15 protein-coding genes and 1 pseudogene are annotated in these 18,628 nt (G+C 59.6%); 4 read left to right on the top strand and 12 right to left on the bottom strand.

The genetic code is table 11. The features are described from left to right. Position 1: 1 nt before the first annotated feature. Positions 2–877: a formylglycine-generating enzyme family protein gene (locus VGC62_RS08520; RefSeq protein WP_331186633.1), complete on the bottom strand. Its 876-nt coding sequence runs from the start codon at positions 875–877 to the stop codon at positions 2–4. Between the two features lie 8 nt (positions 878–885). Beyond that, complete coding sequence (locus tag VGC62_RS08515) at positions 886–2,253, bottom strand: dipeptidase (protein ID WP_414705768.1); 1,368 nt, start codon at positions 2,251–2,253, stop codon at positions 886–888. Between the two features lie 146 nt (positions 2,254–2,399). Between VGC62_RS08515 and VGC62_RS08510 the strand changes: the two genes are divergently transcribed. Continuing rightward, positions 2,400–4,010 carry a PvdJ/PvdD/PvdP-like protein gene (locus tag VGC62_RS08510; RefSeq protein WP_331186631.1) on the top strand — a complete coding sequence of 537 codons (1,611 nt, stop codon included), beginning with the start codon at positions 2,400–2,402 and terminating at the stop codon, positions 4,008–4,010. A gap of 88 nt (positions 4,011–4,098) precedes the next feature. Here the strand turns inward: VGC62_RS08510 and VGC62_RS08505 are convergent, their stop codons facing one another. Genes VGC62_RS08505 through VGC62_RS08495 form a run of 3 tightly spaced genes read right to left on the bottom strand, consistent with a single transcriptional unit; the run spans position 4,099 to position 8,683 of the window. Then, a complete protein-coding gene (locus tag VGC62_RS08505) occupies positions 4,099–5,523 on the bottom strand; it encodes an efflux transporter outer membrane subunit (RefSeq protein WP_331186630.1) in 1,425 nt (474 codons plus the stop codon). Next, positions 5,520–7,487 (bottom strand): MacB family efflux pump subunit, encoded by a 1,968-nt coding sequence (locus tag VGC62_RS08500; RefSeq protein WP_331186629.1) that lies wholly within the window; start codon positions 7,485–7,487, stop codon positions 5,520–5,522. Before VGC62_RS08500 ends, VGC62_RS08505 begins: the two co-directional genes overlap by 4 nt. Continuing rightward, a complete protein-coding gene (locus VGC62_RS08495) occupies positions 7,484–8,683 on the bottom strand; it encodes an efflux RND transporter periplasmic adaptor subunit (RefSeq protein WP_331186628.1) in 1,200 nt (399 codons plus the stop codon). The genes VGC62_RS08500 and VGC62_RS08495 overlap by 4 nt, the downstream gene beginning before the upstream one ends. A 231-nt stretch (positions 8,684–8,914) precedes the next feature. On the opposite strand from VGC62_RS08495, the gene VGC62_RS08490 reads away from it, so the two are divergent. Beyond that, complete coding sequence (locus tag VGC62_RS08490; protein WP_331186627.1) at positions 8,915–9,439, top strand: sigma-70 family RNA polymerase sigma factor; 525 nt, start codon at positions 8,915–8,917, stop codon at positions 9,437–9,439. Here the strand turns inward: VGC62_RS08490 and VGC62_RS08485 are convergent. After that, complete coding sequence (locus VGC62_RS08485) at positions 9,427–10,413, bottom strand: FecR family protein (RefSeq protein ID WP_331186626.1); 987 nt, start codon at positions 10,411–10,413, stop codon at positions 9,427–9,429. The two genes, VGC62_RS08490 and VGC62_RS08485, sit on opposite strands and share 13 nt — an antisense overlap. Before the next feature lie 263 nt (positions 10,414–10,676). Next, entirely contained in the window at positions 10,677–11,222 is a 546-nt protein-coding gene (locus tag VGC62_RS08480; protein WP_331186625.1) for an RNA polymerase factor sigma-70, read from the bottom strand. Between the two features lie 314 nt (positions 11,223–11,536). Here VGC62_RS08480 and VGC62_RS08475 point away from each other — a divergent pair, with 314 nt between their 5' ends. Next, entirely contained in the window at positions 11,537–13,837 is a 2,301-nt protein-coding gene (locus tag VGC62_RS08475; protein WP_331186624.1) for a penicillin acylase family protein, read from the top strand. Positions 13,838–13,884: 47 nt separating this feature from the next. On the opposite strand, the gene azu is transcribed toward VGC62_RS08475, so the two are convergent. Then, positions 13,885–14,334: an azurin gene (azu, locus tag VGC62_RS08470; RefSeq protein ID WP_331186623.1), complete on the bottom strand. Its 450-nt coding sequence runs from the start codon at positions 14,332–14,334 to the stop codon at positions 13,885–13,887. 155 nt (positions 14,335–14,489) lie between these two features. On the opposite strand from azu, the pseudogene VGC62_RS08465 reads away from it, so the two are divergent. Next, a pseudogene (locus VGC62_RS08465) lies at positions 14,490–14,643 on the top strand (alkene reductase); the annotation flags it as partial. Here VGC62_RS08465 and VGC62_RS08460 read toward each other — a convergent pair. Genes VGC62_RS08460 through VGC62_RS08445 form a run of 4 tightly spaced genes read right to left on the bottom strand, consistent with a single transcriptional unit; the run spans position 14,635 to position 18,411 of the window. After that, entirely contained in the window at positions 14,635–15,255 is a 621-nt protein-coding gene (locus VGC62_RS08460) for an RraA family protein (RefSeq protein WP_331186622.1), read from the bottom strand. The pseudogene VGC62_RS08465 and the gene VGC62_RS08460 overlap by 9 nt on opposite strands. Continuing rightward, positions 15,252–15,644 (bottom strand): RidA family protein, encoded by a 393-nt coding sequence (locus tag VGC62_RS08455; protein ID WP_331186621.1) that lies wholly within the window; start codon positions 15,642–15,644, stop codon positions 15,252–15,254. Before VGC62_RS08455 ends, VGC62_RS08460 begins: the two co-directional genes overlap by 4 nt. A 54-nt stretch (positions 15,645–15,698) precedes the next feature. Further along, complete coding sequence (locus tag VGC62_RS08450) at positions 15,699–17,024, bottom strand: OprD family porin (RefSeq protein ID WP_331186640.1); 1,326 nt, start codon at positions 17,022–17,024, stop codon at positions 15,699–15,701. 52 nt (positions 17,025–17,076) lie between these two features. Continuing rightward, entirely contained in the window at positions 17,077–18,411 is a 1,335-nt protein-coding gene (locus VGC62_RS08445) for an MFS transporter (RefSeq protein ID WP_331186620.1), read from the bottom strand. Between the last annotated feature and the right edge of the window lie 217 nt (positions 18,412–18,628).

Here is an 18,628-nt window from a genome sequence, read left to right as displayed (position 1 = left end):
TTCAGTCCTTGTTGGCACCGTTGAGGTTGCGAGCCACGCGAAAGCCCAACCAGTCTCCGCGCACTTGTGGTTCACGTTCGTTGCGGTTGCCCGAGCGGGAGAAAATCGGCGGTTCGATCCAGTCGTTGCCGCGAATCTGTCGGTGCTCGCAGGTACCCCCTGTGGTCCAGGCGCTGCCATCGTTGGGAGCGCCTATGTAGTCGGTATGCCAGCAGTCCTCAAGCCACTCATAGACGTTTCCGTGCATGTCATAAACGCCGAACGCGTTGGCCGCAAAGCTCCCCACTGGGGCTGTGTAGGTATACCCATCCTTGGGGCCGTAGCCGTTGGCGTGCTCGGTAATCTGGTAGCCGCCGGCCTTGTCAAATGGGAACGGGAAGGGGCCGGTGGAGCCCGCTCGGGCTGCGTATTCGCGCTCGGACTCGCTGAGCATGCGATAGGGCTGGCCGGTTTTCTTCGCCAGCCAGCCAATGTAGCTGCGGGCCTCTTCCCAGGTCATGCACACCGCTGGCTGGCGAGGACCCTGTGGATAGCTGGGTTTGCCGTTCTTGCACAGGCGACCAGGGCGATCGTCGCCGTCTGGCAGCACCACACCGGTGTCCTGGGTGTACGCCTGCCATTGTTCGGCGGTGACATGGAAGCGGCTGATGGCGAAGGGCTCGGCGAACGTCACCTCATGCAGCGGGCCTTCGTCGGACTGGCGGCCCATTTCGTCGTCGGGGACGCCCATGGTGTAGCTGCCAGCCGGCAGCACCACCATTTCCGGGCAATCCTTGCAGTCCTTGAATACCTTGCCGGGCTCGGTCGGGTCTGCAGCAAAGGCTTTGACCGAGAGCAAGAGGCAAGCCAGGGCGACGAGTGCGTTCAAGCGTTTCATGAAGGTCCTTAAGGGTGTTGGGCGACGGGGTTGGCCGGCTTCGACGCCGCTTGGACGGCTTCCCATACGCGCAGGAAGTTGCCGCCCCAGAGCTTGGCGATGTCTTCGTCGGAGTAGCCGCGCTGCATCAGCTCGGCGGTGACGTTGCGGTTGTCGCCGACGTTCTGCCAGCCGATCAGGCCGCCGCCGTCGTTGAAGTCAGAGCTGATGCCCACGTGGTCGATGCCGATTTTCTTTACCGTGTAATCGATGGAGTCGACGTAGTCGGCCACGGTGGCTTCCGGCTCCTGGCCGAGGATGTCGTAGAACGGCGTGAGGTACTCGCCGAACTTTTTCTCCGACCAGATGGAGAACACCGGGTCGGTAGTCGTACCCATTTGCGTCTGGTTCTGCACGTCGGGCAGATGGAAGCGGGCACGCAGTTCGTTCATTTTGGCGATGGTCTCGCGGGAGAACGGCTTGAGGTATTTCGAGTAGCCGACGATGTTGACCAGGCCGTCGGTGGCCTTGATGTTGGCAAGGTCGGCGTCGCTGAGGTTGCGGCGGATGTCCATCATGGCTTGCACGCCCGTGTGCGAGGCGAGCACCGGGGCGCGACTTAGGTGGGTGACTTGGGTGAGGGCCTGGCTGGACATCTGCGAGACGTCGATGACCACGCCCAGGTCGTTGAGCCTGGACACGGCGCGGCGGCCGAGGTCGGAGAGTCCGCCCAGAGGATCGACCGAGTCGCCGAGGAACGGCAGTGGCCTTGCCGAGTCGGTCCAGCTGTTGTTGCCGACGTAGCCGGGGCCGAATACCCGTACGCCGCGGGCGGCCCAGAAGTCGAGCTTGTCGATGTCGTCGCCCAGCGGCGCGGCATTGAGCATGCTCAAGACAATGGCGAACTTGCCTTCGCCGGCCAGGCGTCGGAAGTCGGCAGCGGTGTAGGCGATGCCTGCCTGGTCGGGGAAGTCCTTGGCGATGCTGGTGATGATGCGGTAGCGCACTTCCAGCTCGTTGGCCATGGCTGCTTGAAAACCGGGAGTAGGGCGGTGCGGCCAGTTGGGGCCGCTCCAGAATTCCGGCCACGACCAGATGGCGATTGAAGCGCCGCGCAGGCGGCCTTTACCGGCCTTGATCAAGTCGAACTGAGTAGGGCCATCGCGGTTGGCTTCTTCGCCGTCGCTGCCGTAGGTCAGGGGCACGTCGAGGTGTCCATCCAGCGACAGGATGCGTTCCTGCAGGGCGTTGGCGCGCTGTTCGATCTCGCGGCTATACGGATGCGCCTCGCGGTACACCCAGTACCACCAGGTGCCAGCCCCGGCGACCAGCGCCAGCAGAATCATGAGCGCCACTGCCCACGGCCATTTGCGCGATAGAAGAGGGTGTTTCGTCATTGCTTTCTCGACCCGCCTGCCGACAGCCCTATGCCGTTCGAACTTGTTGGATGAGACGAGCTGTGTCGCAGAGAATTTACCCAGTGGCTAAATCGCCTCGGCAACCATTCGTTTTTGCTGCAGTAGTCACGTAATGAGTACAGTGAATGAAGGTGTCGCGTCGAAGGATGCTGGCCGGCCTAGTGGCCGCTGGCATAGTGCTGCCGGCCGGGTATTACGCTCGCCGGCAGTGGCAGCAGGAGCAGGAGGCGCAATTGAACTCCGACGAGCCCGGGGTGCCGGTTGCCGATTTGCCCAACGCCTTGCTGGGTGAGCGTCTTGTAGGCATCTGGGACTGGCAGCTGGTGGGCGATACGCACCTGTTGCCGGAGCTGGCGCAGCCGCTGGAGTTGATTCTCGATGTAGGGCAAAACGCGCGGGCCGTACGCGGTTATTTAGGGCGGGCGCCCTATGGAGATGAAGGCTTGCAGGTGTATGGGCGGTTGGAGGCCGATAAGCTGCCGACGCTGCGCTGGAAGATGATCTCGCCATCGGGACAAGCTTATGACTGCGAGGCAGTGCTTGATGAGATATGGGGTGTGTGGAGCGAAGGTGGCGGTGGTGCGACGATCAGTGGGCAGATCCGTGTCGCCGGTACGCAGGCTGGATTCTCGGGGCCGCAAGCACGTTTTGTGGTGGTGCGTCGCGGCTTTGTGCAGGCCCTTGAGCGCCTACCCTACGCCCCTGCACTGCACGAGGATCTGATCTCGCCGCAGCGCCGCTATTTTCATCAACTGTGGCACGCCAGCCGTGATCGCTGGCATCGCCTCGACGAGACGCGGCGCCAGTCCATTCGTGCCTTGGGCTGGCAGGTCGGGGTGCCCGGCAAGGAGCGCAGTGCGCGTGATCATGATCGTCATGGCAATGGTTCGGGCGAGGACTTTCTGTTCATGCACCGGCACATGCTGCAGGGTGTGCGCCAGGTTCAGGATCTGCGCTCTTGGGCGTGCATCCCGCCGCCGCGTCCAGCTATCGGCCAGGGGGTGCAGGCCTTTGTCGATTACCTCAGCAACCGCGATGGCTACAGCGTGCCGCCCGGTTGGGTGGCGGACGATGATGAGCACTTCAGCCAATGGTTGTATTACATCAAGAGTAGCGAAGGACTTTACGCGAACTTCCAACTGTGGGAAGCGCAACTGCACGACCCACAGTACCTCAGCACCTTGTGCCTGGGAGAGCTGGGCTCACGTATTGAATTAGGTATTCACGACTGGCTGCACATGCGCTGGGCAGCGCTGGGACGCGATCCGGACTCGGGCTATCCGATGGTTTATGCACGGCGCAGTTATGACTTTGCCGAGCGCTGGTTTCGTCCGGAAAACGACTTTCTAGGTGACCCGTTTTCTTCCCATGTGAACCCGGTGTTCTGGGCTTTCCATGGCTGGATCGATGATCGTCTCAATGATTGGTTTCTGGCCCATCAACAGGCTCATCCTGGTGAGGTGCAGCACAAGACCGTCAACGGTATTCCCTGGTTCGCGCCGGGGCCTTGGGTGCGTGTCGCCGAACCTTGGCTGGGGCCGTCCAGTGAAGGCTGTGGCGCTTGGGGGTTGGGCAACGGCGGTGGTAGCGACAAGCTCGATATCGAGACGATGAAGCTGGCGTTGCAGATTATTTTCAGTCCGGACCAAGAGGCTGATCGTCTCACCGGACGGCTACCGCGTCGGCCGTGGTATGGCCGTCACCTGGCAGCCGGGCCAACCAAGGATCATCTTTGATGCGTGCCGGTTTTGGGTTTCAGGGGTGACCTTAACCTTCTAGCGAGGGCGTTTGCCCCTCGCTACGGATGGTGCTTTAGACCATAGGCTAGTGTGCGTTGGCTGTAACGGCCTCTTGGCCATTCCATCCTCCACCTAACGCCTTGTACAACGCCACACTGGCCTGCAACCGCTGTTGTCGCAGTTGCACTCGGTCAGCTTGCGCCGCGAATAGACTTCGTTGCGCCTCCAGTACACTCAGTAAATCCTCCGCTCCCGCGCGATACCGACTCTGAGCCAGATCGAACGCCCGTTGTGCCTGATTCAGTTCCTCGGCCTGCCAGCGGGCCTGGCGATCCAGGCCATCAACGCTGTTCAGGGCTTTTTCCACTTCGCCAAAGCTGGTGATCAGCACCCCACGATAGCTTTCCAATAGTTCTTCCTGACGGGCGACAGCCTTGTCACGCTCGGCGCGCAGTTGGCCATTGTTGAAGATCGGCGCTGTAAGACCGGCGCCCAGATTGAGAACCGGGTTGCGTAGTAGGTCGATGGCCTGTTGATCGCCGGTGGCCAGGGTGGCAGTCAGGCTCAATTTTGGGAACAATGCGGCGCGGGCGACGCCAACATCTGCCTGCGCCGCCGCCAGACGCGCTTCGGCGCTGGCAATGTCCGGGCGTCGAGTCAGTAACTGGCTGGGGATGCCAGCATCGATGCTGGGGCCTTGAAGTTGCTCGAAGGGTTGCTCGACCAGTTGCAACTGCTGGACCGGCTGACCCAGCAAGGTGGCCAGGGTGATTAGCGCATCGCGGGCCTGCTGTCGATACAACGGCAACTGGCGCTGCTGGTTGGCCACCAGGCTCTGCTGTTGCGCCAGCTCCAGCGCAGTGGCGGAGCCCGCTTGATAGCGGTTGCGCACCAGCCGCAGCACGTCGTCGGCGTTACGTAGGTTGAGCTCGGCGATGCGTGCCTGTTCGCGGGCGGCGAGGGCGCTGACGTAGGTGTCGGCGACGCTGCCCAGTAGGCTCAGTTCCAGGGTGTCGCGATCGAAGCCCGTGGCCTCCAGGCCAAAGCGCGCACTGTCGCGGGCGGCGGCGTTGCCACCCCAGAAATCCACCTCGTAGCTGGCAGTCAGGCCCGTGTCGAAATACTTGTAGGTGCGCTCGCTGTTGGATGTGTCCAGCTCACTGTAGCCTTGGCCCTTGAGCAGACGCTGTCGGTAGGCGTCGACCCCTGCGTCAAGTTTGGGCAGCAGCGTACCGCCAGCGATGCGCACATCGGCGCGGGCCTGGCGGATGCGGGCCATGGCAGCCTTGAGGTCGTAGCTGCCCTGGCGTGCCTGATCGACGAGTTGGACAAGCTGGGGGCTGCCAAAGGTGGCCCACCATTGTCGGTTGCTGGCCGCGTCGGTGCTGCTGGCGGTGCTGGTCTGCCAACTCGGCGGTGCGGCAATGCCACTGTCCAGGCGTGCCGGTGTCTGGCTGCAGGCGCTGACCAATACAAGAAGGGGGAGCAGGGGAGCTTTAGTCATGGTCATTCACTGGTCAGGGCGGCCACGGGGTCGAGTCTGGCGGCTTTGCGGGCGGGCATGAATCCGAAGATCACGCCGGTGGCGACCGAGCAGGCGAAGGCGCCGAGTATGGCTAGCATGGAAAACACCACGGCAATATTGCCCAGGGTCAGGGCGCCTCCGATCAGTAGCGCCAGCGCGACGCCAATGACCCCGCCCACCAGCGACAACACCACTGCTTCGGTGAGGAACTGGCGCAGGATATCGCGCTGGCGCGCTCCGGTGGCGATGCGGATACCGATCTCGCGGGTGCGTTCGCGCACGGTCATGAGCATCACGTTCATGACGCCGATGCCGCCTACCAGCAGCGAGATCGCAGCAATTGCGCCAAGCATCAGCGACAGGCCGTTGCGGGTCTGGGCTTCGGCCTGAATCAGCGCGGCGCTGTTATCAATTTCAAAATCATGCACGCCGTTATGCAGGCGCAGCATGAGGTTGCGAATGGCCTGTTCGGCTTCATTGACCATGGTGCTGTCAGCGGCGCCGATGATCACGTATTCAGGGTATTGAGTGCCGGTCAGGCGAATGCTCGCCGCCGAATAGGGAATGGCGATACGTAGGTCGTTGCGTTGGTTGGCGCCGCTGGAGCCCTTGCTGATCAGCACGCCAATGATTTGGAATGGCACGTTCTCAATCAGGATGTACTGGCCAATGGGGTTCTGACCCTCGACGAAGAGTTTCTTGCGCACTTCAGAGCCGATCACCGCGACTGCGGCGCCGGTCGCCATGTCGGTGTCGGTGAAGAAGCTGCCTTCGCTCACCGGCCAGTTCAGCAGCGTAGGGAAGGCTGGTGTGTAGCCGCCGATGGTCGAGGTCATGTCGCGGTTGCCGTAGCGCACCTGCGCCGATACGGTCATGGCTGGCATGATGCTCTTCACTTGCGGGAGTTCGGCCAGGGCCTGGACGTCGCTCAGGCGGATGTCGCCTGGGGGCGTGCGGGGTGTCGGTGATGAGCCGTTCATATAGAGAATATTGGAGCCGAAGGCACCCATTTGCGCCATGACTTGGCGCTTGCTGCCCTCGCCGACGGCGAGCATGACCACCACCGAGGCGACGCCGATGATGATGCCCAGCAAGGTCAGCGCGGTACGCATGCGGTTGTTCCACATCACCCGCCAAGCCGCATGCAAGGCATCGCGGGTTTCGCCGACCCAGTCGCCGTGGTCGTTGTGGACGCGGCCTCGGCGCTGGCGTAGGTCTTCGGCTTGCAAGGCGCCTGGCGGCGGCGCCAGATCGGTTGGACCACAGCCGCTGTCGCTGATCACCTCTCCGTCACGTATCTCAATGATGCGTTGGGCGCGAGCGGCGACATCGCGATCATGGGTGATCAGTATCACCACGTGGCCCTGCTGGGCGAGCTCATCAAGCAGGTTCATCACCTCGGCGCCGCTGTGGCTGTCGAGTGCTCCTGTGGGTTCGTCGGCGAGGATGATGTGGCCGCCGTTCATCAACGCGCGGGCGATGGAAACCCGCTGTTGCTGGCCGCCGGACAACTGCCGCGGCCGATTGCCGGTACGCTCACCCAGACCCAGGCGCTGCAGCAGGGCCGTTGCTCGTTCCGCTCGCGGACCCGCCGGAGTGCCGGCGTAGATGGCAGGCATCTCGACATTTTCCTGAGCCGATGCCGAGGGGATCAGGTGGTAGCCCTGGAACACGAAACCGAAGGCTTCGCGGCGCAGCCAGGCAAGCTCGTCGTTGCTGAAGTTGGCAACGTCTTCGCCGGCGAAGCGATACTGCCCGGCGCTGGGTCTGTCGAGGCAGCCGAGGATGTTCATCAGGGTTGATTTGCCTGAGCCCGAGGTGCCGACGATGGCGATGAATTCACCGGCATGGATGGCCAGGTCGATGCCACGCAGCACCTCGACTCGCGGGCTGTCACCGCCGCCATAGGATTTGCGGATGCCACAGAGTTCGATCAGCGCAGTGTTCATTCAGCCGCGCTGCCGGCAGGGTTGACCAGCAACTTGTCGCCTTCTTCAAGACCATCAAGGATCTGCATGCGCAGTCGGTTGTTCATACCGGTACGCACCTGGCGTCGTTGCACTTGTCCATTCGCGGCGAGGACCTGGACCTGTTGCTCACCCCCGGCATTGCCCGGTCCCTGAAACGCGGCAATCGGTGCGGTCAGTACGTTCTGGGCGCTGGCATTGATGAAGAACACCTGTGCTGTCATGTCTGCCATCAAGGCATTGTCGGCGTTCTCCACATCCAGCAGCACGGTATAAAGCACCACGCGACCACTACCGCCGCCGCCACTGGCGCTGCCGGTCCCCCCGCTGGCGGCTGCCGGGCTGCCACCGCCCTGGCTCATTAGCTCAAGCGGTTTGGGCGGGATTGGCAGAATTTGCCGTACGGTGCTGGTCCACCGACGGCCACCGCCGCTCAGCGTGGTGAAGTAGGCAGGCATGCCGGCTTTGACCCGGCCGATGTCGGCTTCAGAGACCTCGGCCCAGACTGTCATGGGCGACAATTTGGCGATGCGCAGGATTAACGGCGTGCGCTGCTGGGCGTTCAGAGTCTGCCCTTCACGGACATCGAGGGCGACCACGGTGCCGCTCATGGGAGCATAGATGCGTGTATAGCCGAGTTCGGCTTCGGCGCTACGCAGGCTCGCCTTGGCCTGGAGAATTTGAGCCTGGAACATGTCGATCTGTGCCTGGGTGGTGAGCACCTTGGCCTGGGCAGTTTGCACATCTTCGTCGCGGGTGGCGCCGTCGTTGGCCATGCGCTGTTGGCGGCGCAGTTGCTGCTCGGCCAGCAGGTGCTCGGCCTGTTGCTGCTTGACCTGTGCCTTAAGCGTTTCAATGGCATACCGGCCGGCATCCAGTTGTGCCTGTTGCGTGGATGGGTCGATTTCAACCAGTAACTGACCTTGCTTGACTGTGTCACCGACTTCGACATGCAAGGTGCGAATCTGCCCCGAAGCCTGGGCGCCGACATCGACGTACTGGCGTGGTTGCAAAGTGCCGAGCGCTGTGACACTTGATTCGATATTGCCGCGCACGACGCTGACGAAAGGCCGTTGACCGGAGTCTTCGGGTATCAGCCGCCAGGCCGCCAGTGCGACCACACCTATCAGGCAGACCAATGCGCTTACAACACGGCGAGTGAGGCGAGGAGAAGTCATGCAGGGTTCCGGCCAGAGGGGTTCTGCTGTCAACAGGGAGCAGCGCGGGAAGCTGCCGTTTAGACGAAGGTGGGACGGCCAAATTTAGCTTCACACAGAGGGCTGTGTCCGGCGAAAATGTAACAGTTCTATAATCTTTATGATAATTGCTATAGTTTAGATTCCCATGGTCATGTCAAATGGCCTCTGTCGCGTTTCCCACGATCACATAAGCAAAGGAAGGCATGGTCAATGTCTGCCCCCGGTATCTTGTTGGAACACTACTACCGTGAGTTGGTGGGCTATTTGCGTGCGCGAGTCGGCAGTCGCCACGACGCTGAGGACATTGCCCATGATGCCTATATCAGGGTGCTAGAGCATCGCAACGAGGTGCAGATCACTCACCCGCGGGCGTTTCTCTATCGCACAGCGATCAACCTGATCGTCGACGGCCATCGACGTAACCGCGTGCGCCGCGTCGAATCGCTGGAAGTGCTCGACAACGACGAGCGCTTCTTCGTAGCGCCAAGCGACACCCGTTCATCCCAGGACGAGCGCCTCGATCTGCTTCAGCGTGCCCTGGAAGAGCTTGGCGAAACCTGTAGACAATGCTTTTTGCTGCGTAAGCTCGAAGGTCTGTCGCACCCGGAAATTTCCGCGCGACTCAACATTTCCAAACACATGGTCGAAAAGCATATCGTCAATGCCATGAAGCACTGCCGCCTGCGTATGCGCGAGTGGGATGTTGAGTTGATGGCAGGCGATCAGGGGGCGTAGCGCGGATTGCTGCGGATCACCGTCTCGCCTTCATCGTTGCGATTTAACGACACTGGCAGCACCTTGGGCAGGTTTTGTACCAGCCCGGCAATCTCGCTGGTGTTATAGATGCCACCGATACGCAACTGCGCAGTGTTGCGGTCGGCAATGCGAATCGGTGAGTTCAGGTAGGCGTTGATGCGTGGCAGGGCGTCGCTCAGTGTCAGGTCGTCGAGTATCAGCTTGCCGTCGCGCCACGCCAGTGCCGTGGCGGCGGAGGCGACGCTGATCTGAGGCGGGTTGTTGCGCAGGTCATAACTGGCTTGCATGCCGGGTGAAAGATCGGCGGCCTGATCGGGTCGGTTTCGGTCATTGATGACCTTGACCGAGCCTTCGGTCAGAGTGACCACCACTTGATCGCGGTAAGTCCACACGTTGAAATGCGTACCTGTCACACGGATCTGGCCTTGCCCTGCGTTGACTATGAACGGATGGTTGGCATCGTGGGTGACCTCGAAATAGGCCTCGCCTTGGTTCAGGGTGACGCTACGGCGATCCTTGAAGTTGGCGAAGGAAAGGCTGCTCGCGAGGTTCAGTTGGACTCGCGAACCATCTGGCAGGGTCACTGTGTGTATGCTCGCGTCACTCTGGTAGCGCTGATAGCTGCTGGGGATCCAGCTTTGCTCCCAACCAATGAAGCCTATGAGTGGCAATCCAAGGGCCAGCAGCGCCGCTGCCAGGAGTGGCCGTCTGGATCGACGCCGAGTGTCGGGCTCCGGGACCGGCAAGGGTGCGGTAGGCAAGAACTCGCTGAGCGTCCAGATTTCCATCATGGCGTCGAATTCTCGCTTGTGAGCCGGATCGCTGGCTAACCAATGATCGAAACGCTCGCGTTCCTGGTCGCCAAAGTCGCTTTCATGCACCCGCATACACCAATGCGCCGCCTCATCGCTGAGGCGGGATTTGGATGGATCGGGGCTGTTGGGGATGGACATCGCGGGCTACCGGTCGGGCTGAGCTTGATATTTTATGCAGCAGTCTTAGGGCGCTGCTGTGAAGAAAGTTTTAATGAGTATGAGAATTAGTATACAGCTAAACATAAAGCAGTATAGCGACTGGGTGTCCCGGTGCCATCAGTCATAATGGCGCCCATCCGATAAGATGATGCGGGTGTAAGGCTTGCTTTAGAGAGCGGATGGAGTACGTCTGGCACCTGTAAGGTCAGTCCCGGCCAGCAGTATTCGATGGGCCGCAGTGCTCAGTGAAGCTGAGCACTCGCCAAAGAATTCTTACAATGCACCAATGCATCGCGGATCATGAAATTAACCAGCGTTGGGGAAACCCCTAACTCTGCAGCAATATCTTTCTGCTGTTTGCCATGCACTCGATACATGATGAACGCATAGCGAGTTCGCTCCGGCAATTGCAACAGGGCATCGTTGACACTGCCCAATGTCTGACGGTCCACGTTGATCGACTCCGGATTGGATACCTGGGGTGCTGAGTTGAGGCCGTGCTCATCGTAAACAAAGTACTTCTGCTCCATCGACTGCTTGCGGTAGTGGTCGATCGCAAGGTTGCGCACGATCCGGAACACATAGTTGAGTCGCGCGTTGAAGGGCAGTGTATCGATTTTCATGTCTGACACTCTCAGGAACGCGTCCTGGACGACGTCTTCGGCGCGACTGTGACAGCCTGTGATGCGAGCGGCTGCTTTGATCAGGCTTGCGCGATTGGAGATTAAGGTTTGAAGAAGCGATGGCAGTCCATTTGAGTGGAAATCTGTGGTGCCTGATTCCTGCATGGCGATACCTATGCGGTCGGGATTGACAGGGGGGTAATCCTTTTGACTGCGACGACCTTAGAGTTGTTGATTATCGATGTCAAATGGGAATTAATCCTATCTCTATTCTTTTTTTGTTAAGACAATGCGTTTTTTGTCATGAGCAAAAGGTCATTACATCCGACAAAAGCACCGTTTTTTTGTATTCCGGCTTCCAGTAATTCTTTTTTTGATCATCTCCCGCCTACTAAATCGTGCACCGCCTTATCCGTCTTTTGAGCAACGATTCACGAGCTGCTTCAGCGGCTCGTTTCAGTTGAATTGAAGGAGTGCAAGTGCATCGGATTACTACACCCGCTGTTGTCAGGGCTGTCTGTTGTTTCGTCGTGGCCTGGTTTGCCGCAGGATGGGCTCAGGCGGCTCCGTCGCCGGGCGGGGTCAGCCTGAGTTGGACTTCCCTGGGTGTGCCTCATATCCAGGCCGGTGACGAGCTTGGCCTTGGCTATGGCGTGGGCTATGCCTATGCCCGTGACAACTTGTGTCTGCTTGCCGACGAGGTGCTGACGGTCAACGGCCAGCGCGCACAGTTTCTCGGACGTGAAGGGCAGTCCTCTGCCGGGCTGGATAACCTGAGCTCAGATATTTTTTTCCGCTGGCTCAACAGCGACGATCAGGTGCAGGCGTTCTGGCGTGCGCAGCCTGCTGGTATGCAGCAGCGCATCAGCGGGTATGTGGCGGGGTTTAACCGATATATTGCGCAGACCCCGCTGAATCAGCAGCCCGAACAGTGTCGTAACGCAGGCTGGCTGCGGCCATTAGTGACGCAAGATGTGGTGCGGCTGACACGGCGTCTGCTGGTTGAAGGCGGTATAGGTCGTTTCGCCAAGGCTCTGGTGGATGCTGCACCGCCGGTGGCAGGTGTCTCTACGGCGGCAAATCAGAGCGCCGCGCAGTTTCAGGTGCAATTGCAGACGTTTGCCCAGATGCGGGGCAGCAACGCTATTGCTGTCGGGGGTGCCCGCAGTGAGAACGGCAAAGGCCTATTGTTGGCAAATCCGCACTTCCCGTGGAGCGGTGGCTTGCGCTTTTACCAGATGCACTTGACCATCCCCGGGCAATTGGACGTCATGGGCGCGGCACTGCCGGGCCTGCCTCTGGTAAATATCGGTTTCAACCAGCACGTGGCCTGGACCCATACGGTCGACCAGTCCAGTCATTTCACCCTTCACCGCCTGACGCTGGATGCGCAAGACCCGCTGCGCTATAGGGTCGATGGGCGCAGTGAGACCCTGCATAAGCGCCACATCGCCGTTCAGGTACGCGAAGCTGATGGCAATCTCGTCACCGTTGAGCATGATGTGTACGAATCAAGCCTCGGTCCGCTGGTGAGTGTTCCGGGTTTATTGCCCTGGGACGTGCATCGCGCTTATGCGCTGCAGGATGCCAACCTAAACAATGATCGAATCCTGGCGCAGTGGGATGCTATTAACCGGGCACACAGCGTTGCCCAATTGCAGCGGGCGGTGGAGGCGCATCAGGGCATCCCGTGGGTCAACACCCTGGCGGTGGATGACAGCGGCGCGGCGTTGTACATGAACGCTTCGGTGGTGCCGAATGTCCCCTTGGCGCAACTGGCGAAATGCGCCGATCCGGAGCTGGTCAAGGCTGGACTGCCGGGTTTGGATGGCAGCCAATCCGGTTGCAACTGGCAGAACGACCCCGGTGCGCAGCAAGCTGGTATCGTCGCGGCCAGACACCTGCCACAGCTGTTGCGCAATGATGTACTGCAAAACTCCAATGACAGTGCCTGGATGACTCAGCCCACTGTGCCGCTCACGGGTTTCTCGCCGCTGATCAGCCGTAGTGATCGGCCATTGGGCTTGCGCGCGCGCTTCGCCCTGAGTCAGTTGCAGCAAGGGGGCAACAGGCCGGTTTCGCCGGCCTTCCTGGCAGGCCTTGTGACCGGCAATCACGTGTACCTGGCTAACTTAGTGCTGGATGACATCCTGGCGTTCTGTAAAACGCGCGGCGACAGGGCGGTGCAGCCTGCGTGTTCGGCGTTGCGCGACTGGGATCGTCAGGCGCAGATTGACAGCGGCCTTGGGCTGGTTTATTTCCAGCTGACCATGGCCGCGTTGCAGGCTGGGGGCGACAGTTGGCGTCAGCCATTCGCGGTGAGTGATCCGGTGCATACGCCCAGCGGCATTGCCTGGGACCAGCCAGACATTGCCCAGCGCTTGCACAAAAGCCTGGCCGATGCCGGCGCTCATGTCGCCAGCCTGGACCTTGCGCCGGACACCCATTGGGGGCAGTTGCAAACCGTACACAGGGGCGCGCAACGCATCGCGATCCCGGGTGGCGATGGCAAGCTGGGCGTCTATAACGCGATCACTGCCCAGCAAGACGGTGAGCGCTTCGATGTCGGCGGTGGCAGCAGCTATATCCAACTGGTTCGTTTCGACGACCGGGGCCCGGTGGCCCAAGGATTACTGGCAATGTCCCAGTCCAGTGACCCGGCATCGAGACATTCCCAGGACCAGACCTTACTGTTTTCGGCGCAGCAATGGCGCCCATTGCCGTTCACACCTGAGCAGATCAAGGCAGACGGTGAGCGGGAAGTGTTGCAGTTGCAATAAGCTAAATGACCTGTGAGCTCGTGACAGTGTTCACAGGCATTAATGCTTTAACCACCTACGGTTAGCGTTCCCGTCATCATTGTGGAGTGGAACGGGTAGGAGCAAAAAAACGCATAGTGATCGCCAGCCTTTAAGGTGGCAGTGGTTATCGTTGTCGAGTCTTTCTCACCGCCACCAATCAGACGGGTGTGGGCCAGTACGCGTTTATCGCCCGGCTGAATATAGTCATTGGCCTCACCCGCCTTGGCGCCATCATCGATCACTTCTTTCATATCTTCCTGTTTGGCCAGAACCCAGTTATGCCCCATGACGTTCTTCGGCAGAGTGCCGGGATGCAGCAGGTTCACGGTAAAAGTCTTGCAGCTTTTGGGCACGGTAATCGTCTTCAAATCATAGGTCATCTGGTCGGTGCCATGGATGTCGACCGAGCATTGTTCGGCTGACCAGACGGCGCTGGAAAGGGTCAATGCAACCAATGCTACAACAGGGCGGAACATATCTATTCTCCACGAGTGATGGTGACGCCTGGAAGGCACCTCCTTAACCAAGACGAAACTCACCAACAATGCTTTAGGGCGCTTGTTTGTGAACCATCCCAGATCAACGCCGGTTGACGGCGCAGAAAGGTAAAGGTCTGCTCCCAGTTTCCCTTGAGCAGGGCGCTGCCTGGAAGAAAGTCGCCGACGCCGTACACGCCCGGCAGTATTTTCATGCAATTGATGCACTGTGGTCGTGTCTCTCACTCTTCTTTATTGGCCAATGGTGTACAACCCCAGGCGCCTTGCGCAATCAAGGCCTCAGGTCAAAAGTCGCAACACCTGCTCGACAGGTTCTCCATTTTTCATGCGTTCCAGCAGGGCAGGTTCAGCGGCGTCGCTAGCCAAGGCGATATCGATAACCGCTTCAAGTGCCTGCGCTGAGGTGATCAGCAGCCCGTTGTCATCGCCCAACACCCAGTCACCTGGCATGACACTGACACCACCACAGCGAATTTCGACGTTCTGGGCACTGGCGGGATCGCTACGTAACTTAGTAGTCAGCAAGCTGGTACCGCGTGCGAAGATCGGCAGGCCTGCCGCGCGCAGCTCTAGGATATCGGTCACTACCCCGTCGACGATAATGGCCCGAGCACCCTTGGCCGATGCGGCGCACGAAGTCACTGTCCCGACACAGGCATGCTGGTGATCGCCTTGCATCTCGATGACCAGTACATCCCCTTCTTTCAGGTCGACGAGCGCGTGATTGACTGCGAAGGCGTCAGCATTGACGACCTTTAATGTCCTGGCACGCCCGATCACTTTCACATCGGTGAGTTGCGAACGAATGACGTGGCTGACAAAGCCGCTTTCCAGGAAGTGCCCAAGTGTAGCGAAGCTAACGCGCTGCAGTTTCTCTTCCAGTTGCTGTTCGTCGATCATGCTGGGGCGTCCTCGAGATTGATCAATTCGGCCACGCAGTCGATTTCCAGTGTTACGCCCCAGAGCGATACACAGACAGTGGTCCGCGCTGGAGGAGCATGGCCAAGGACTTGCGCATACACGCGGTTGAATGGCTCAAGCTGCGCCGGATCAGTCAGATAGCCATTGACCTTAATCACATGGTCCAAGTCCGAGCCTGCAGCAATCAGGATCGCTTCCAGATTGCGCAAGGTCTGACGTACTTGTTCCTCAAAACCCTCTGGTTGCGATTCGAAATCGTTGCGGGCCGGAATCTGTCCTGCGGTGAACACTAGATTGCCGCTGACCACCGCTTGGGAGTAGGGGCCGACGGGACCAATGGCGCCAAGGGCCGCAGTAATACGCTTCATGTCATACCTCTATAGAACAAGGCTCGCCCGCTACTCGAACGGGCGAGCGGGTAGTCAGAACAGTGCGAGGCTGTAGCTGAGGATTACGCGGGTTTGATCTTGGTTGGCATCGGCCTGGGAATGGAAAACCCCCTGACGCAAACCTAGCCCAAGACCTTTGAACGTGCCGCTCTGGATCACGTAATCCAGTGCCGCATCACGTTCCCATTCGCTTTGATTGTTACCGCCGGTCGTCTGGATATTGTCACCTTTAAGGTAGACCATCGAAGCACTGAGGCCGGGTACGCCCAAAGCGGCGAAGTTGTAGGCGTATTGGCCGAACCAGGTACGTTCGCCGGCGCGGTTAAAGCTGGCGAGCATGCGGTCGGTGAACAGGTAGATACTCGATCCACCAGCGCCCTTGTCGGTGATCGAACCTTGGTTGAGCTGGGCGAAGTTGCTGCCCGACGAAACACTCTGGTAACCCGCCGTCAACGCATGGCCACCTAGGTTGTAGGTGAAGATCGCACTCCACGTCTGATTGTCGATCTTGCCATCGTTGTCATCGGTGTAGCCGCCGATCTTGTAACCTCGGCTACGGCCCGAGGTGCTGCCATTGGCACCTGCGGCTCGAGTATCGAAATAGCGCAGATCGGTTTTCAGCGACTGTCCATCGCCCAGTGGCAGCACATGCAGCAGACCGAAGAATTGCTGGGTGTAGTAGTCCTCCAGGTTGGCTGCGTAGTATTGCAAGATCAGGTCTTTGCCGATTTTGTAGTCAGCACCCGCGAAGACGAAGTCGTTGCTAGCGCGGCTGCCACCGCTGACTGCCAAACCTGTACGGTCGCTCGAACCACGGCTGGTAGCCTGGTTCAGGCGACCGCCAGTCAGGGTTAAGTTGTCGATGTCGTTGCTGGTGACCATCGCGCCATTGAAGGTTTGTGGCAACAGGCGTCCATCGTTACTCAGCAGAATCGGCAGTTTAGGTGTCAGGGTACCGACTCGGGCTTCAGTCTTGGCAAAGCGTACCTTTCCAGTGAGACCCAGGCGCGACCATTGATCGACCGCACCGTCGCCGTCGTTAGGGATCATGGAGCTGCCGAGATGGCGACTGCCACCGCTGTCGAGTGTTACGCCCAGTAAGCCCAGCGCATCGAGGCCAAAGCCGACAGTGCCGTCGGTATATCCTGAGATGTACGTGAACATGAACGCTTGCGCCCACTCTTCGGTCTTGCTTTGGCCAGCGCTACCTGCACGGTCGCGGTAATCGTTGTTGAAGTAAAAGTTACGCAGGCCCAAGGTTGCCTTGCTGTCGCTTAAGAAGTCCGCTGACGCGGTGGTGCTCAATGTCATCAATACAGCGCTGGTGCTCATGCCTAGCAGAGTCGACGCGTTGCTCATTTTACGGATTCCGGCAGCGATAAGGGTAGGCTTCAGCAATACGCGGTTCGGGTTAGGCATGCTGTGCATCCGTCCGGGTCAGGTCGCGTTTAAAGGTTTCCGTGAGCAGCAGTAGGGCGATCAGCGAGAGCAGAGCAGAACCGATCATGTACCAGGCCACCGAAGAGCCTTTGCCCGTCCAGTTCAATAGCGCGGTAGTCACCATTGGTGTTGCGGCGCTACCCAATAGACCAGAGAGCATGTAGGCCACCGACAGCCCTGAATAGCGAACCTTAGTGCCGAACAGTTCAGCCAGGAAGGTCGCAATTGGTCCGTAGTTGGCAGCGAAAGCAGTCATCAGCAGCATGTAGCCGAGGAACACCATCGGCAGTTCGCGGGTGTCCATCAGCCAGAACATTGGGAACGCCACCAGCGCCTCGGCAATGATGCCGCCGATGATCACCGGTTTGCGCCCGATGCGATCCGAGAGCGCGCCAAAGGCCGGCAGCATGAAGATGCACAAGGCGCAGGATGCAAGTACCACGCTGAGCATGACCGGACGGGTGAAGCCCAACGTCTGGGTGCCGTAGGTCAAGCCGAAAGCCACGATGATGTTGAACGAGGAGCCCGTGGACATGGTAGCGATACCGCCCAGTAGCACTTGCTTCCAGTATTTGCGGCAGATTTCGGCCAGCGGGAGCTTGACTTGCTCTTCAGTTTTTTTCGCTTGGTTGAAGGCCGGTGTCTCGGTGATGTTGAGGCGAATGTACAAGCCTACCGCGATCAACAGCGCACTGCCGAGGAAGGGCACACGCCAGCCCCAGGCCAACAGGTCTTCAGGAGAGAGCGAGGTGGCAATCGCAAGAAAAGCCAGGTTGGCGATCATTGTGCCGGCAGGTACACCGATCTGCACCCATGAGCCGTACAGTCCGCGTTTGTTAGCCGGGGCATGTTCGACTGCCATAAGCACCGCGCCACCCCATTCACCGCCTAGCGCCAAGCCTTGAATGATGCGCAAAGTGAGTAGCAGGATCGGTGCCCATACACCGATAGTTGCATAGTCCGGCAGCAGGCCGATGGCAAACGTCGCGGTGCCCATCACCAGAAGCGAAATCAATAGCATCGATTTGCGCCCAAGTTTGTCGCCAAAATGGCCGAACAAGGCAGCACCAACGATTCTTGCACCGTAGGCTGAAGCGAAGGTGCCGAACGCCAGCAGAGTCCCGACCAAGGCGTCGAAGGCCGGGAAGAATATTTTGTTAAAGACCAACGCCGATGCTGTTGCGAAAACGAACAGGTCGTACCATTCGACGGTGGTGCCGATGACGCTGGCGACCGCGACTTTTTTCATGTTGACCGGCGCTTCCTGAGTAGGAGCCTGGTCTGGGATGCACGCAGAACTGTTCATGCCTTATATCTCCAAAATGAGCATGTGCTCAACGGATAGTGTTTTTTGGTTGGCAGATGTGAGGAGTGCGGGCGCCCGCGTCCGGGCGCTTGATTATTTTAGTTCCGGGCCTCTATGGGCCCTTCATGCAGCGCTCCGGCGGCGCCGTTTGAGGATTTTCAGCGTTGCAGTCGTTCAATGACGGCGTTGAGCAGTACATCGCAGCCCATGCGCGCAT

The sequence above is a fragment of the Pseudomonas sp. genome, assembly GCF_036404235.1.
GTDB lineage: Bacteria > Pseudomonadota > Gammaproteobacteria > Pseudomonadales > Pseudomonadaceae > Aquipseudomonas.
Note: the sequence above shows the minus strand (reverse complement) of the source record. Positions and strands in the feature narration are given on the sequence as shown.